General features: G+C 66.2%; 16 protein-coding genes and 1 other RNA gene. 9 read left to right on the top strand and 8 right to left on the bottom strand.

What is annotated here, in order from left to right:
- The first annotated feature begins 1 nt into the window (after nt 1).
- The 9 genes from ACETPF_RS01605 (at nt 2) to ACETPF_RS01565 (ending at nt 7,135) form a co-directional block, all read left to right on the top strand.
- Complete coding sequence (locus tag ACETPF_RS01605) at nt 2-439, top strand: chemotaxis protein CheW (RefSeq protein ID WP_373933043.1); 438 nt, start codon at nt 2-4, stop codon at nt 437-439.
- 87 nt (nt 440-526) lie between these two features.
- Nucleotides 527-892, top strand: a complete 366-nt coding sequence (locus ACETPF_RS01600; protein ID WP_373932515.1) for a response regulator — start codon at nt 527-529, stop codon at nt 890-892.
- 73 nt (nt 893-965) lie between these two features.
- Nucleotides 966-2,048 carry a chemotaxis protein CheB gene (locus ACETPF_RS01595; protein ID WP_373932514.1) on the top strand — a complete coding sequence of 361 codons (1,083 nt, stop codon included), beginning with the start codon at nt 966-968 and terminating at the stop codon, nt 2,046-2,048.
- The gene (locus ACETPF_RS01590; protein WP_373932513.1) at nt 2,048-2,926 is read left to right on the top strand and encodes a CheR family methyltransferase; all 879 of its coding nucleotides are present in this window, start codon (nt 2,048-2,050) and stop codon (nt 2,924-2,926) included. Before ACETPF_RS01595 ends, ACETPF_RS01590 begins: the two co-directional genes overlap by 1 nt.
- A gap of 130 nt (nt 2,927-3,056) precedes the next feature.
- On the top strand, nt 3,057-3,755 hold the full coding sequence (locus ACETPF_RS01585; protein ID WP_373932512.1) for an N-acetylmuramoyl-L-alanine amidase: 699 nt from the start codon (nt 3,057-3,059) through the stop codon (nt 3,753-3,755).
- 29 nt (nt 3,756-3,784) lie between these two features.
- Nucleotides 3,785-4,172, top strand: an RNA gene (gene rnpB, locus ACETPF_RS01580) — RNase P RNA component class A.
- Between the two features lie 61 nt (nt 4,173-4,233).
- Nucleotides 4,234-6,180, top strand: coding sequence for an energy transducer TonB (locus ACETPF_RS01575; RefSeq protein WP_373932511.1), 1,947 nt, complete (start codon nt 4,234-4,236; stop codon nt 6,178-6,180).
- 53 nt (nt 6,181-6,233) lie between these two features.
- Nucleotides 6,234-6,782, top strand: a complete 549-nt coding sequence (locus tag ACETPF_RS01570; RefSeq protein WP_373932510.1) for a J domain-containing protein — start codon at nt 6,234-6,236, stop codon at nt 6,780-6,782.
- Nucleotides 6,755-7,135 carry a (2Fe-2S) ferredoxin domain-containing protein gene (locus tag ACETPF_RS01565; RefSeq protein WP_373933042.1) on the top strand — a complete coding sequence of 127 codons (381 nt, stop codon included), beginning with the start codon at nt 6,755-6,757 and terminating at the stop codon, nt 7,133-7,135. Before ACETPF_RS01570 ends, ACETPF_RS01565 begins: the two co-directional genes overlap by 28 nt.
- On the opposite strand, the gene ACETPF_RS01560 is transcribed toward ACETPF_RS01565, so the two are convergent.
- The 8 genes from ACETPF_RS01560 to ACETPF_RS01525 all read right to left on the bottom strand — a co-directional run bounded on the left by ACETPF_RS01560 (nt 7,078) and on the right by ACETPF_RS01525 (nt 14,495).
- A complete protein-coding gene (locus tag ACETPF_RS01560) occupies nt 7,078-7,509 on the bottom strand; it encodes a hemerythrin domain-containing protein (RefSeq protein ID WP_373932509.1) in 432 nt (143 codons plus the stop codon). The genes ACETPF_RS01565 and ACETPF_RS01560 overlap by 58 nt on opposite strands.
- Before the next feature lie 133 nt (nt 7,510-7,642).
- Complete coding sequence (locus ACETPF_RS01555; RefSeq protein WP_373932508.1) at nt 7,643-8,257, bottom strand: superoxide dismutase; 615 nt, start codon at nt 8,255-8,257, stop codon at nt 7,643-7,645.
- 161 nt (nt 8,258-8,418) lie between these two features.
- A complete protein-coding gene (gene ispZ / locus ACETPF_RS01550) occupies nt 8,419-9,066 on the bottom strand; it encodes a septation protein IspZ (RefSeq protein ID WP_373932507.1) in 648 nt (215 codons plus the stop codon).
- A 98-nt stretch (nt 9,067-9,164) separates the two neighbouring features.
- The gene (gene ftsY, locus ACETPF_RS01545) at nt 9,165-10,094 is read right to left on the bottom strand and encodes a signal recognition particle-docking protein FtsY (RefSeq protein ID WP_373932506.1); all 930 of its coding nucleotides are present in this window, start codon (nt 10,092-10,094) and stop codon (nt 9,165-9,167) included.
- 121 nt (nt 10,095-10,215) lie between these two features.
- Nucleotides 10,216-11,577 carry a tRNA (N(6)-L-threonylcarbamoyladenosine(37)-C(2))-methylthiotransferase MtaB gene (gene mtaB, locus ACETPF_RS01540; RefSeq protein WP_373932505.1) on the bottom strand — a complete coding sequence of 454 codons (1,362 nt, stop codon included), beginning with the start codon at nt 11,575-11,577 and terminating at the stop codon, nt 10,216-10,218.
- A gap of 1 nt (nt 11,578) precedes the next feature.
- A complete protein-coding gene (gene dapF / locus ACETPF_RS01535; protein WP_373932504.1) occupies nt 11,579-12,379 on the bottom strand; it encodes a diaminopimelate epimerase in 801 nt (266 codons plus the stop codon).
- A gap of 83 nt (nt 12,380-12,462) precedes the next feature.
- Nucleotides 12,463-13,092, bottom strand: a complete 630-nt coding sequence (locus tag ACETPF_RS01530) for an energy transducer TonB (protein WP_373932503.1) — start codon at nt 13,090-13,092, stop codon at nt 12,463-12,465.
- Nucleotides 13,089-14,495, bottom strand: a complete 1,407-nt coding sequence (locus tag ACETPF_RS01525) for an amino acid permease (protein WP_373932502.1) — start codon at nt 14,493-14,495, stop codon at nt 13,089-13,091. Before ACETPF_RS01525 ends, ACETPF_RS01530 begins: the two co-directional genes overlap by 4 nt.
- Between the last annotated feature and the right edge of the window lie 94 nt (nt 14,496-14,589).

Raw genomic sequence — 14,589 nt, 5'->3', positions numbered from 1 at the left:
GATGGACGAACTCTATCTGTTCGCCGTGCTGGCGGGCACGCGGGTGGCGGTGGACGCCGCCGAGGTCGAGGCGGTGGTGCGCCTGACCGACATATCGCCGGTGCCCGGCATGGGCGCGCATGTCGCCGGCCTTTCCGCGCTGCGCAGCCGGGTGCTGACGGTCATCGACGTCGCCGCGCTGATCCATGGGCGGCCGATGCCGGCCGAGGCCCGGCGGCTGGCGATCATCGCCAATATCAGCGGGCATAGCTACGGGTTTCTGGTCGACAGCGTGCTCGACATTTGTCGCATGGCCGAAGGGCCGGCGCCGCTGCGCGGGCAGTTGGACAACGCCTGGGCGCCGCATGCGCGGGCTATCGTGGAGAATGAGGGGCAACCCTGGCTGCTCGTGTCGCTGGCTGCCTTCATTGAGGGCGGCGCTCTGGCGCAAGCGGCATGAGGCAGGCTGGAAATCTCGTTTACCAAATCATCGCTTTTGGTCGCTAACCCCGTTCAACGGGACGAAAAAACACCTGAAGGACACTTCATGAAAAACTGCCTGGTCGTCGACGATTCCAAGGTCATCCGCAAGGTGGCCCGCCATATCCTCGAATCGCTCGACCTGACGGTCAGCGAGGCGGTGGACGGACAGGACGCGCTGACCCAGTGCGAAGCCTCCGCGCCCGATGTCGTGTTGCTGGACTGGAACATGCCGGTCATGAGCGGGATGGAATTTCTCCAGGCTTTGTCCTCCGCCAAAATGGCGGCGCGACCCAAGATCATCTTCTGCACCACCGAAAACGGCATCAGCCACATCAAGGCGGCGGTCGAGGCAGGCGCGGACGAATATGTCATGAAGCCGTTCGATCGCGAGACGCTGGAAAGCAAGCTGTCGATCGTCGGTGTGATCTAGCGCGGCCGGCCGCCGCATCACCAGAGGGAGCCGCCCCTTTTCGCCTACCGATCGCACGAAAGCCCGTTCACCGATGACCGCCATGGTTCCGATCATGTCCAGCGACAGGCGCGAGGCGCCGGTGATCCGCACCCTGGTCGTCGACGATTCGGTGGTGGTGCGGACGGTGATCGGGCGCATATTGGAAGCGGAGCCGGCCTTCGCCGTGGTCCACAAGACCAACAGCGCCGAACATGCGTTGAGCTATCTGGCCGAGAATGCGGTCGATCTGGTGCTGCTGGATATCGAATTGCCGGGGCAGAGCGGACTCGCCGCGCTGCCGCAGATATTGAGCGCCAACCCGAACGTGAAGGTGGCGATCCTCTCGGGCAAATGCGAGGAGGGGAGCGCCGCAGCGGTCGAGGCGCTGGCGCTGGGTGCGAGCGACATCGTGTCGAAGCCAGGCAGCGGCAGCTTTGGCGAGCAATTTCCAAGCGCGCTGGTCGATCGGCTGGTCAGGCTGTTCAGCGACCGGCCGGCGGCAACGCCGCTGCCGCGCCCGATCGCGACGACGACGCCCGTGCCTGCGTCCGAGCCGCTCGCCTGTCTGGGCATCGGGGCGTCGACCGGGGGCATTCACGCGCTGGGGCAATTGTTCCAGGGGCTGAACGCGCCGCTGGGCGTGCCGGTGCTGCTGACCCAGCATCTGCCGGCAAGCTTCACCGTCTATTTCGCGCAGCAATTGGGGCGCATGACCAGCCTGCGGGTGAAGGTCGCCGAGATGGGCGAGGCGCTGATGCCCGACACGGTCTATGTGGCGCCGGGCGACGCCAATCTCCAATTGCGGCGCGGGCTGCATGATCGGGTGCTGGTGGCGCTGAGCCCCGAACGGACGCCGGCGGGCAACCTGCCGGGCGTGGACCCCATGTTTTCGAGCATGGCGGAGATATATGGCGCTGGCGCGGCCGGCGTGGTGCTGACCGGCATGGGCCGCGACGGGACCATGGGCGCGCGCGACATCGTGGCGGCGGGCGGCTGGATCGTCGCGCAGGATGAGGCAAGCAGCGTCGTCTGGGGGATGCCCGGATCGGTGGCGGGAGCAGGACTGACATGTTCGATAATGGAGCCGGTGGCGATCATGGATTTCGTCGCGCGGCGCGGCCGGGTGGCGGGCTGATGGCCTTGCCTCCCTCCGCCCCCGACGGGCTTCAGGGCGCGGCGCGCGTGCTGACCGGCCTGCTGGAGGCCCGCACCGGGCAGCTCTTGTCCGAAAATCGCGCATGGCGGATGGAGACGGCGCTGCGCCCGGTCATCCGCGCCCACGGCCTGAAGGACATTGACGATATCGCCGCGGAGCTGTTGCGCGGGCGTAATCCGGGGCTGGAACGCGACGTGGTCAACGCGCTGCTCAACAATGAGAGCAGCTTCTTCCGCGATCTCCAGATTTTCGACATGATCCACAAGGACATATTGCCGCGCATTCGCGAGGAGCGGGCCGATCGCACGCTGCGGGTGTGGAGCGCGGGCTGCTCGACCGGTCAGGAAGCCTATTCATTGGCGATCCGGCTGCGGAACGAGGAGGCGCGCTGGCGCGGATGGCGGATCGAGATCTTGGCGACCGACATTTCGACCGCCGCGATCGAGCAGGCCAAGTCGGGCGTGTTTTCACAGATGGACGTTCAGCGCGGGCTGGCGGTCGGCGACCTCATCAAATGGTTCGCGCCCCATGGCGAGGATTGGCGCGCGAGCGCGGAATTGCGCGGGATGATCGATTTCCGCCACGACAATCTGTTCGATCCGCGCGCGCCTTTGGGCCAGTATGACCTGATCCTGTGCCGCAATGTGCTGCTATACTTCACCTCAGAACGGCGGCAGGCGGTGCTGGGGCTGCTGGCGCGACATGCCCACGCGCAGACGATCTTGCTGCTGGGCGCGGGCGAGACGGTGATCGGGCAGGGCGATGATTTCGTGCCACACCCCGAATTTCGCGGCAGCTATGGGCGAAAGGCCGTTCTGCCCGATTGCGCCGGCGGGCCAATGCGCCGAAGCGCCTGAACAGGCGGGATCACAAGCCTGCTTGATTGCTACGGCGCACTACGCCATGGTCGGCGCAGGACCGCGACGGATCGACAGGCGGCCGGAAGGGCGCGATGATCGAACCGCAGCAAGTGACTGGCCTTTCCCGATGACCGACATCCCCATGATCGAGACGCCGTCGCCCAATTTCGACGAGCGGTCGCTGCCGGTCAGCCTGCTGGTGCTGCATTATACCGGAATGCCGGACGCGGCGAGCGCGATCAATTGGCTGGCGAACCCCGAATCGAAGGTTTCGGCCCATTATGTCGTGACCGAGGACGGGCAGATCATCCGGATGGTCGATGAGGCCAAGCGCGCCTGGCACGCCGGGCGATCGCATTGGCGCGGGATCGACGATGTGAACTCCGCCAGCATCGGGATAGAGATCGTCAATCCGGGCCACGATTGGGGATACCGGCCGTTTCCGGAGGCGCAGATGGGGTCGCTGATCCCGCTGGTCCACGACATCGTGACCCGGCACAAGATCACGCGCGGCAACATCGTTGGCCACAGCGACGTCGCGCCCGCGCGCAAGCAGGATCCTGGCGAGCTATTCCCGTGGGGGCAGCTTGCGCGGCTGCGGCTGGCGCTGCCACGCCCGACGAAGAATCTGATGGACCCGCACTGGACCGACAGCGGCTTCATGCTGGCGCTGGAGCGCTTCGGCTATGACATCGCCGATCCGCAGGCGGCGGTCGTTGCCTTCCAGCGCCGCTTCCGCCCCGAGCGGATGGACGGGGTGATCGACGGCGAATGCCGCGCGATATTGCTGGCGCTGCTCCTCCCTAAACCGCAGGGGGATGACTAAGCCGCCCAAGCGCGCTATGGCCCGCCCTGCCAGAGGGCCGGGCGGCCGCGGCGTGGCGGGTAACTGCCACGGCGAGGAAAGTCCGGGCTCCACGAAATGACGGTGCCGGCTAACGGCCGGCTGGAGTGATCCAAGGGACAGTGCAACAGAAAGCAGGTCGCTCAGGTTTCGACCCAGTGACATTGAAAGGGTGCGGTAAGAGCGCACCGCGCCCCCGGCAACGGGCGGCGGCACGGTAAACCCCACCGGGAGCAAGACCGAATAGGGGCGGCGCGCCGGAGCGATCTGGCTAGGCATGTTTCGGCCGAGACCGCCCGGGTTGGTTGCTTGAGGGACGGAGCAATCCGTCCCCTAGAGGAATGGTCGCCCATCCCGTTCACGGGTGGACAGAACCCGGCTTACAGGCCCTCTGGCATTTGTCTCGCGCGCCGATTAAGGCTTGTCCTGCAACGGGTTGGGGCAAGGGGCGTCGGCGCATATGAACAGGATGATGCTGAGTGTGGCACTGGTTTCCATCCCGGTGGTCGCCGCGGCGCAGGAGGTAGCGCCGGTCGCCCAGCCCGCGTTGAGTGTGCAGCAGACGTTCGACACCGCTTCGGCCGCTATGCTTGCCGGAGACAATGCCAGGGCGTTGGTGCTGCTGGAGGCGCTGGAGCAGCGGGTCAAAAACCCGCGGAGCCTCGCGATCGTGCGGCTCCGCAAGGGCATGGCACTGGGCAAGCTCAGCCGATGGCGTGAGGCGCGTCCGCTGCTGGAGCAGGCGATCGCGGCGCTTCCGGCGGACGATGCAAGCTTGCGAAGCGATCACATTCAGGGGCTGATCGCGCTGGGACAACTGGAACTGGGCGACCTCGATTATCAGACGGCGCATGATTATTATGCCCAGGCGCTGGCGGCGGCGGTGGAGCCGGACGACCGGATTTCTGCTTTGCTGGGGAAAGCTCAGGCGGGCATTTTCCTCAATCCGGCGAAGGCGCTGGTTGACGCGGAGGAAGCCGAGCGGCTCGCCGCCGCCGCGCCGAAGCCGGAAAAGGGGCTGGTGGGCTATGCGGCGGGGATGCGGGGCCGGGCGCTGCTCAATCTCGGCCGCTTCGCTGAGGCGGAGGCGGCTTTCGCCAAGAATGTGCGCGCGGAAGGCGGGCTGACGCTGAAGGTCAATTATGACGATCTGGTGGCGCGATCGGACGCGTCGATCGCGGCGATGCTGGCCGGTAAGCGCGACAAGGCGCGGGAGTATTTGATCTATACCGGGGCGGGGAGGATGGAAAAGCAGGACTTTACCTACGCCGCCGACATGCGGCCGCCCCAATGCGGGGAAGAGGGCGTCCGGCCGGACGACGTTGCCGTGGTGGAATTCGGCATCGGCAGCAATGGCGCAGTGGCCTATGCCCGCCCCGTCTATGGCTCGCGACCGGGCGGCATGGCGCTGGCGTTCGCTCAAGCGGTGCGGGAATGGTCCTGGCGGCCCGAGGATGTCGCGAAGATTCCAGCGCTGTTCCGCATGGTGACGCGGCTGGAACTGCGCTGTTCGGCGGCACAGGGCGGCCCGAGCCTGACCGAGGGCGCGCGCAAGGCTTTTCGCGACTGGATCGAGGCAGCGGGCGTCGCGCGGTTCGAAGTGGCGGGAGATTCGGAGGCCGTCCGTCGCGAGGCGCTGGTGGAGCAGCTTGCACGGCTCCGCGTTGCGCCGGACACGTCGCCGCTGGCACGTGCTGCCGTGCTGGCTGGCCTGCTGGAAAATCCGCTCGTCACCGGGAAGGTCGCGGGCGAATATGCCGCCGATCTCAGGGCGATCGTGATGGCTGCCGCGCCGCCGCCCGCGGTGCAGATGTGGGTCGACGTGCTGACAGAACCCGGCAACTCGAAGTATCCGCTGCCCGAAGCGCCCTACGCTGCCGATACGCCGACTTATGCGCTCGTGCGGCTCGTAAACTATGACCGGGCGCGCACGAGGCACGGTAGAAAAGGCGATGGCGCGGTGTTGAATGCGATCATCGCCGACAACCGCCTTGCGAAGGATGATCCGATGCGCGTCGCCGCGCTCATTCGCCGCGCATCGGCGCGGGCGGAAGCGCAGGATCTGGCCGGAGCGCGCGCGGACTATCTGGAAACCGGACTTGACGCCCAACAATGTTCGATCATCGATGCCCGGCCCGCGATCCGCAAGACCGGCGTCAGCAGCGACGATTATCCCGAAGATCTTGTGCGGGTCGGGATCGAGGGGTGGACTCGCGTCGAGCATGACATCGCAGCCGATGGACGCACTGCCAACGTCCGCGTCATCGCCGCCTACCCGCCGATGGCGTTCAGCACCAATGCCTCGAAAATCGTCAAGGGAATGCAGTACGAGCAGAGTTATCGGCCCGTCGGCGCGCTGGGATGCAGCGGCAGCAACGCAAATATCAATTTCAAGATGCCGGAATGATCGACTGCCAAGTGCCACTGGCAAAGCGCGCGCGGCTTCCCTAGGTTGGGGGGATGGCACGGCAGGGTCGATCGAATGACTGGGGCTTTCCCCGATGGCGCAGCTATGGCGCGGCGCGCGAGGCGCAGAAGGTGCGGCTGTGCGACCGGCATGGCTGCGACAAGCCCGGTGACTGCCCCGCCCCAAAATCGCCCAACAGCCCGGAACGCTGGTATTTCTGCGCCGACCATGCGGGGGAATATAACCGGAACTGGGACTATTTTCAGGGGCTGGACGCCGAGGAGCGCGAGGCGCGCGCGCGCGACGAGCGGCGTGATGCGGGCGCATATCAGTCGAGCGCCTATAATAGCTGGGGCGGGCCGGGCGACGGCAGCCGGTCGCGCGACGAGCTTCATGCGTTGAAGGCGCTGGAACTGGAGGACGACGCCGATTTCGAGACGGTGAAGAAGAGCTGGCGGCGGCTGGCGAAGGAAAATCATCCCGACGTCAAGCCCGGCGACGCCGGGGCCGCGGTGCGTTTTCAGGCGATTCAGGCGGCCTATGAGGTTCTGCGCGCGGCGGAGGAGCGGCGGACCTGGAAGCCGCGCGGAGCGGCGGATTGAAGCCTCTCGTTCGATCCAACTGGCAGAACGCCGTGCTCGTCTGCCGCAAATGTTCCAAGAAGGTTGACGGCGGCTTCGGGCCGGAGGGCGAGGAGCGGCTGGCGAAGGCGCTGCGCAAGCATCTGGCGCTAAAGAAAGGGCGCAAGGCGGCGGCCGGCGTGGTCGAGGTGGACTGCCTGGGCGTTTGTCCCAAGGGCGCGGTAACTGTGGTGAACGGCGCGGCGAGCCGGGAGTGGCTGCTGGTGCGGCCGGGCGCCGATCTGGACGAACTGGCGCGGGAACTGGATTTGCCGCTTCAGGGACAAGGGCAGCGGCCCACTCGCTTGTCCGGGTCCGCCCGCAACGCGCCGTAGAAGCGGTCCTCCAGGGCAATGCGGGCGTCGAGCGCTTCCAGGATGAGGCGGGTTTCGGAGCAGAAGAGCGGCCATTCGCGGGTGATGCGGTCGTCGCTCCATCCGGCGGTGTAATCTGCGAACCGCTGGGCCAGACCGCCCATCTGGCGCTGAAGCAGCGCTGCCTGCGCGCGCTGATCAGCATCCAGCGACCGCTGGAGCGTGGGATAGACGATGCGGTCTTCGAGCGCGAGATGTGTCATGAGCAGCCGCGCCAGCCGCCAGCGCAACTGGCCGACGCCGGGCGGCTGGACCGACTGCGCGATCGCGTCCGCCAGCAGGCGGGCGGCGTCTGTGATTTCCGCATGTTGTGTGCGCAGCAGGTTTAGGTCCACGGCATTCCCCTGTCGTCACCCAAGACAAAAGGTAATTACGGCCGCTTAACAAATGCTTGCGCTTCGTTCACAAAGGACAAGGCCCGCCGCGCCGGCGGGCGCAGCGGGCCTTGCCTGGCCGGTCGTGGCCGGATCAGCCCTGCTGGTCCGCGCGGCTGACGCCCTGGCCGTCCAAGTTCTGGGCGGCGAAATCCCAGTTGATCGCGTCCTTCAGCACGCGATCGGCATAGTTGGGGCGCGCGTTGCGATAGTCGATATAATAGGCATGTTCCCACACATCGAGAATCAGCAGCGGCGTGTGGCCTTCATGCGCGACGGGCGTGTCGGCGTCATGATAGCTGGTGACTTCGAGCGTGCCGTCCTTGAGGATCAGCGCGGCCCAGCCGCTGGCGAAATGGCCGACGGCTTCGGCTTTCAGCTTTTCGATCAGGGCGTCGACCGATCCGAACGCCGCGTTGATCTTGTCGAGCAGCTCGCCCGAGGGCGCGCTCTTTTCGGGGCTGAGCGAATGCCAGTAGAAGGTGTGGTTCCAGATCTGGCCGACCTGGTTGAAGAGGCCACCCTTGGACGATTTGATCAGCTCGACCAGCGACTTGCCCTGGAGCGCGGGATCGGCGGCAACCAGTTCGTTCGCCTTCACGACATAGGCGTTGTGGTGCTTGCCATGATGATAGTCGAAGGTTTCGGCAGACAATATGTCGCCAAAAGCATCCTTGGCATAGGGCAGGTCGGGCAGAACAAAGGCCATGTCAGAACTCCTCGGGTTCGGTATGGGGCGGCCGCTCAACCGTCGGAGCGGCGCAAAGGTTCACGTGTCCCGGCGTGGCTGCAAGCCCGCCGCGTGCTCCATATGCGTTCCCCGGCGCGGAATGGAAGGGCTATGTGCCTATTGCGAAACGATCGCATAACTTAGCCTTGAGGCGGGCTGGTTTCGCCGATGTCGTCGCTCCTGGCTTCTTCGCCCAGCGTCAGCCCGTGGCGCAGCAGCATGGGGATGTTGGCGGCGGCGAAGACGACCGAGACGATCGTCACGCCCCACACCTTGACCGCCAGCCATGTGTCGAAGCTCATGGTGCGGCGCATCACTTCGTTGGCGATCGCCATCGCAACGAAGAAGAGCGCCCAGTTGCGCGACAGCTTGAGCCACCCGGTTTCGGTGAGGCCGTCATAGGCGGCCTGGAGCAGATATTTGAGTAGCGGCTTGCCGCGCAACAACCCGGCGAACAGCATTAGCGCGAAAAAGGCGTAGATGATGGTCGGCTTGATCTGAATGAAGCTCTGGTCATGGAAATAGATGGTGAGGCCGCCGAAGAAGAGGATCAGCAGCGCCGAGAGCCATAGCATGGGCGAGACGCGGCCGAGTTCCACCTTCGAGACGATGACGGCGATGACGATCGCGGCCATGAAGGCGGCGGTGCCGAAGGTCATGGCGGTGATCGGGTTGCCCGGACCCCATATCCAGCCAGCGCCCTTATAGGTCAGGAAGAAGACCAGCAGCGGCCCGAAATCGAGCGCGAGGCTGAGCGTGCCGTTGTGGGGGGATTTGGTGGCTGTCATCGCATCTTCCGTTCGCCCTGAGCCTGTCGAAGGGCTTCACTGTTCTTCAAGAGAAGGACTGGGCTTCGACAGGCTCAGCCCGAACGGGTTTATAGTCGTTAGCGCGCATAGGCCGTCCCCGCGATCGCCTTCGCCATGTCGCCGGGGTCGAAGGGACGCAGATCCTCGATCTTTTCGCCGACGCCGATGGCGTGGATGGGAAGCCGGTATTTTTCCGCCGCCGCAACGAGCACGCCGCCGCGCGCGGTGCCGTCCAGCTTCGTCATGACGAGGCCGGTGACCTGCGCCGTTTCCTTGAAGACCTCGATCTGGTTCAACGCATTCTGCCCCGTGGTGGCGTCCAGAACCAGCACAACGTCGTGCGGGGCGGCGGGGTTCAACCGGCCGAGCACGCGGCGCACCTTTGCCAGCTCGTCCATCAGCTCGGTCTTGTTCTGAAGCCGGCCGGCGGTGTCGACGATCAGCACGTCGATGCCGGTTTCGGTCGCCTGCTTGACCGCATCGAACACGATGCCGGCCGCGTCGCCGCCTTCCTTGCCCGCGACGATCGGTACGCCGAGCCTCTCCGCCCAGACCTTGAGCTGCCCGATCGCTGCCGCGCGGAATGTGTCGCCCGCCGCCAGCATCACGCCATAATCCTGCTCCAGGAAATTATGGGCGAGCTTGGCAATGGTCGTGGTCTTGCCCGATCCGTTGACGCCGATGACGAGGATGACCTGCGGGCGCGGGAACGCCTCGATCTCCAGCGGGCGGGCGACGGGAGCGAGCACCTTCTCGATTTCCTCCGCGATGATCTCGCGCAGATATTCTTCGGTGATTTCGCGATTGTAGCGGCCTGCCGCCAGCCGGTCGCGCACCCGCGCGGCCATGGCGGGGCCAAGGTCGGTCATGATCAGCGCTTCCTCGATCTCGTCGAGGGTCTGATCGTCGAGCGCGGCCTTGAACAGGCCGGACAGATTTTCACCGAGCTTGTCGGATGTGCGCTTGAGGCCGCCAAAGAGGCGATCGCGCCAGGAAGTTTCAGCCATGTTCAAAAACCATTGTCATTCCCGCGAAGGCGGGGATCCATCTCCCGCCATAGCCCCAAGATCGACGCTCGGGAGATGGATCCCCGCTTTTCGCAAGGATGACGGCAGATAGACGTCCCTGTCATGCAGCCTCTTGCGCGATCAGGACGCCCTTCTCAAGCCCCGTGACCATTGCGGCGACGATGGTGGAGGGCGGTTGTGGCGCAGCGAAGCGGACGGGGGCGAAATTTTCGGCGTGGCCGGTGAGGCCGCTGCGTTCGACGAGGACCGTTTGCACCGTGCCAACGAGGCTGGCGAGCCAGCGGGCGCGGCGCTCTTCGCAGGCGGCGCGCAAGGCAGCGGCGCGGGCCTTGACCGTCGCGCGGTCGACCTGCGGCATCCGGGCGGCGGGCGTGCCTTCGCGCGGCGAATAGGGGAAGATGTGGCCGTGGACGATGTCGCACTCCTCGACGAGGGCGAGGCTATTCCCGAACATCGCATCGTCCTCGGTCGGGAAGCCGGCGATGATGTCCGCGCCGATGCTGATGTCGGGACGGGCGGCTTTGAGGCGCTGGACGATGGCGAGCGCGTCGGCGCGGCTGTGGCGGCGCTTCATACGCTTGAGGATCATATCGTCGCCCGATTGCAGCGACAGATGGACGTGCGGCATCATGCGGGGTTCGTGGGCGAGCAGGTCGAACAGGCGATCGTCCATCTCCACGCTGTCGATCGAGGAGAGGCGCAGGCGGGGGAGGTCTGGCACGCCCTTCAATATGCGCTCGACCAGCAGGCCGAGCGACGGGCTGCCGGGGAGGTCGGGGCCATAGCTGGTCACATCGACGCCGGTGAGGACGATCTCGCGATAGCCAGCGTCCACCAGCTCCCGCGCTTTATCGATCACCGCGCCGGCGGGGACCGAGCGGCTGTTCCCCCGTCCATAGGGGATGATGCAGAAGGTGCAGCGATGGTCGCAGCCATTCTGCACCTCGAGGAAAGCGCGGGCATGGTCGGCGAAGGCGGACGCCATGTGGGGCGCGGTGTCGCGCACGGCCATGATATCGGCAACGCGGACTTTGGGCAGGTCCAATCCACCGTTCGCTTCGAGCGAAGTCGAGAAGTCAGATCGAGCGTAGTCGAGATCGGCTACGCTGCCTGTCCTCGACTTCGCTCGGACGAGGTTCTCGACTTCGCTCGAACTGAACGGAGAAATGTAGCTCGCGGCTTCCATTTTCTCCCGGTTGCCGATGACGGCGTCCACTTCCGTCATGGCGGCGAAGGTCTGCGGCTCGATCTGCGCGGCGCAGCCGGTGACGAGAATGCGGGCGTGCGGACGATCGCGCCGGGCGCGGCGGATCGCCTGGCGGGTCTGGCGCACGGCTTCGGCGGTGACGGCGCAGCTGTTGACGACGATCAGGTCATCCTGACCCGCCGCCATCTGCCGTATCGCCTCGCTCTCCGCGATGTTGAGGCGGCAGCCCATGGTGATGATGTCGGGACCGCTCATGTCAGAAGCGCGACCAGTCCGCCTCGCCGTCGAAGACATGGGTGGCGGGGCCGGTCATCATGATCGTGCCGCCCGGGCGCCAGTCGATGACGAGATCGCCGCCGGGCAGCGTCACGGTGACGGGGCCGGCCGTCAGCTTGCGGCGGATGGCGGCGACGGCGGTCGCGCAGGCGCCGGTGCCGCACGCGCGGGTGAGGCCCGCGCCGCGTTCCCAGACGATGAGGCGGACATGGGCGTCGCCGACGATCTGCGCGAAATTGACGTTGACGCGCTGCGGGAAGAGCGGGTCATGCTCGATCAGCGGGCCGAGGCGGGCGGTGTCCACCGCGTCCAGATCCTCGACGAAGAAGACGACATGCGGGTTGCCGACATTGACGGCGGCAGGCGCGGGCAGGTCTTCCCAGCTGGCCGCCATGGTCAGCGTGTCCATGGCGTAGGCGAGCGGGATCGCGTCCCAGTCTAAGCGAGGCGCGCCCATGTCGACGCTCGCGCCGCCGTCGATCAGCCGGGCGTCGAGCAGGCCGGCCTTGGTGCGGATCGTGACGTCGCGGCCGACGAAGAGCGGCACGCAGCGGGTCGCGTTGCCGCACGCCTCAACCTCGCTGCCGTCGGCGTTGAAGATCTGCATCGACACGTCGGCGTCGGGCGCGTTGCCGATCAGGATAAGCTGGTCACAGCCGATGCCGGCATGGCGATCGGCAATGGCGCGGGCGCGCGCTTCGCTCATGGCTATCGGCGCAGCGCGCGCGTCGATGACGACGAAGTCGTTGCCCAGGCCGTGCATTTTGGAAAAGCGTCCCATGATGGGGGCGCATGTAATGGGGGTGAGGGGAAAAGGCCAGTGATGCCGACGCGATCCATGCCGGACGCATCACCGCGATATGCCTATTGTGCCTGGGTCACGAAAGCGACGCGGAGGGTTTGCAGAAATCCTCTTGGCGCATCGGCCGGCGGCTTGATGTCGGAGACATAGCCTGACTTGAGCTGCGCACAGGCGACCGTGCCCAACTGCGACGGTGGCCCGGCGTCCTTAGTGACTTCGCAATGGGCGACGTGGCCGTCGGGTCCGATCCGGACCGAAACCGGAATGATGTGCTGGGATAGCCCGTCCGGCAGCTTTTCGACGGTCAGCGCCAAATCCGCCTGCGGCGCCTTGGGCGCGGCGGTCGTGCCGGATTGCCCGTCCTTTCGGGGCAGACGCCAGTTCAAGTTGGCTTTATACAGGTCGTGAACCCGCGCGCCGCTCTCATCTTGCGCCGGGGTGAACCGGGGTAGCCGACCGAATACGGCGCATGTCCTGGCGTCGAGGTCGGGAGAACCGCTGGACCGGGCTATGGTGCAGTCTCCGGGCCTCCCGTCGGGACCGACCATGATCGCGACTTCAACCGGACCTTCCTCGCCACGGCGCAGCGCGCCGGGGGGATAATCCATGTTCCGTATCCACATGCCCGGCGATCCGGTTGGTGTCGCGCGGGTCAGGGCGGAGGCAGCGAGGAGGGCGAGGGTGATGCTCATGCGCCCTGCTCCTTCGCCGTCGCCCTTTTCTGCCCGTAGAGAAAATAGACCAGCAGGCCCAAGGCGTTCCAGCCGAGGCAGGCGAGGATGGTCGTCGCGGGCAGGCTGGCGAAGAGATAGGCGCACCCCCCGATCGCGCCGATGCCCACCACCCAGGCGGCGGGCGCGCGGAAGGGGCGTTTCATGGCGGGCGCGCGACGGCGCAGGACGAGGAGGCAGAGGCCCACGGCGGCGAAGGCGATGAGCGTGCCGGCGTTCGCCAGCGCCGCGATCTCGTCGATGGGGAGGAGGCCCGCGATGATCGCGACGAGGATGGCGGTGACGGCGGTAATGCGCGCAGGCGTGCCGCGTTTCGAGATGCGGGCAAGGCTTTGCGGCAGGAAGCCGTCGCGGGCCATGACGAGGAAGATGCGGCTCTGGCCATAGAGGAAGCCCAGCAGCACGGTGGGGAGCGCGATCACGGCGGCGATGGCGACGATGCGGGCGACGCCGCCCTGGCCCATTTCGCGCAGGATGAGCGCGAGCGGCTCGGGGCTGTCGGCGAAGCGGGTGAAGGGCAGCGCGCCGATCGCGGCGGCGGCGACGAGGACATAGATCAGCGTGCAGACGACCAGCGATCCGACGATGCCGATGGCGAGGTCGCGGTCCGGGTTCTTGGCTTCCTCCGCTGCGGTCGAAATGGCGTCGAAGCCGTAGAAGGCGAAGAAGATGATCGCGGCCGCCGCCATCACGCCGCGCTCCACCCCGTCCGGTCCCATATGCTTGGCAAAGCCGAAGGGCATGAAGGGTTCAAGGTTCGCGGCGTCGAACGCGGGCAGCGCGTAGGCGACGAAGAGGCTCAAGGTCACGATCTTGATGAGGACGAGAATGGTGTTGAGCCGGGCGCTTTCCCGCGTCCCGACCATTAGCAGCCCGGCGACCACGGCGATGATGAAGATGGCGGGCAGGTTGATAAAGCCGCCCAGTTCCGGCCCTCTGGTCAGCGCCTCCGGGAAGCCGAGCGGGGTCAGCAGCGGCGCGGCATAGCCCGACCAGCCGACCGCCACGGTCGAGACGACGAGGCTATATTCGAGGATGAGGGACCAGCCGACGATCCAGGCGATCCCTTCGCCCAGCACAACGTAGGAGTAGCTGTAGGCGCTGCCCGCCGCCGGCATCATGGTCGACAGTTCGGCATAGGCGAGCGCCGCGCAGGCGCAGATCGCGCCCGCTATGGCGAAGGAAAGGAGAACGGCGGGCCCGGCCCGGTCCGCGCCGACGCCGATCAGCGTCAGGATGCCCGTCCCCACGATCGCGCCCACACCGAGCGCGAGCAGGTGCGGCCATGACAGGGTGCGGGCGAGCTGATGCCCGCTCTCCTGCGGCACCATCGCCTCCATCGGCTTGCGGCGTGTCCAGCTCATGGCGGTAGGCTCCCCTCTATTTTCCTCCCTTAACTTCGCACATTTCCCGCGCAATGCGACATAAAATTACCGGGGAGTGATCCTATCGGAAAGC

Origin of the sequence: Sphingobium agrisoli (genome assembly GCF_041877245.1) — a bacterium.
Lineage (GTDB): Bacteria > Pseudomonadota > Alphaproteobacteria > Sphingomonadales > Sphingomonadaceae > Sphingobium.
Note: the sequence above shows the minus strand (reverse complement) of the source record. Positions and strands in the feature narration are given on the sequence as shown.

Excerpts from the sequence above, each read along its gene's own strand:
- ACETPF_RS01600 (WP_373932515.1), top strand. The coding sequence starts at position 527 with ATGAAAAACTGCCTGGTCGTCGACGATTCCAAGGTCATCCGCAAGGTG.
- ACETPF_RS01555 (WP_373932508.1), bottom strand. The coding sequence starts at position 8,257 with ATGGCCTTTGTTCTGCCCGACCTGCCCTATGCCAAGGATGCTTTTGGC.
- ACETPF_RS01605 (WP_373933043.1), top strand. The coding sequence starts at position 2 with ATGGACGAACTCTATCTGTTCGCCGTGCTGGCGGGCACGCGGGTGGCG.
- ACETPF_RS01585 (WP_373932512.1), top strand. The coding sequence starts at position 3,057 with ATGACCGACATCCCCATGATCGAGACGCCGTCGCCCAATTTCGACGAG.
- ACETPF_RS01595 (WP_373932514.1), top strand. The coding sequence starts at position 966 with ATGACCGCCATGGTTCCGATCATGTCCAGCGACAGGCGCGAGGCGCCG.
- dapF (WP_373932504.1), bottom strand. The coding sequence starts at position 12,379 with ATGGGACGCTTTTCCAAAATGCACGGCCTGGGCAACGACTTCGTCGTC.
- ACETPF_RS01570 (WP_373932510.1), top strand. The coding sequence starts at position 6,234 with ATGGCACGGCAGGGTCGATCGAATGACTGGGGCTTTCCCCGATGGCGC.
- mtaB (WP_373932505.1), bottom strand. The coding sequence starts at position 11,577 with ATGAGCGGTCCCGACATCATCACCATGGGCTGCCGCCTCAACATCGCG.
- ACETPF_RS01590 (WP_373932513.1), top strand. The coding sequence starts at position 2,048 with ATGGCCTTGCCTCCCTCCGCCCCCGACGGGCTTCAGGGCGCGGCGCGC.
- ftsY (WP_373932506.1), bottom strand. The coding sequence starts at position 10,094 with ATGGCTGAAACTTCCTGGCGCGATCGCCTCTTTGGCGGCCTCAAGCGC.
- ACETPF_RS01530 (WP_373932503.1), bottom strand. The coding sequence starts at position 13,092 with ATGAGCATCACCCTCGCCCTCCTCGCTGCCTCCGCCCTGACCCGCGCG.
- ACETPF_RS01575 (WP_373932511.1), top strand. The coding sequence starts at position 4,234 with ATGAACAGGATGATGCTGAGTGTGGCACTGGTTTCCATCCCGGTGGTC.
- ACETPF_RS01525 (WP_373932502.1), bottom strand. The coding sequence starts at position 14,495 with ATGAGCTGGACACGCCGCAAGCCGATGGAGGCGATGGTGCCGCAGGAG.
- ispZ (WP_373932507.1), bottom strand. The coding sequence starts at position 9,066 with ATGACAGCCACCAAATCCCCCCACAACGGCACGCTCAGCCTCGCGCTC.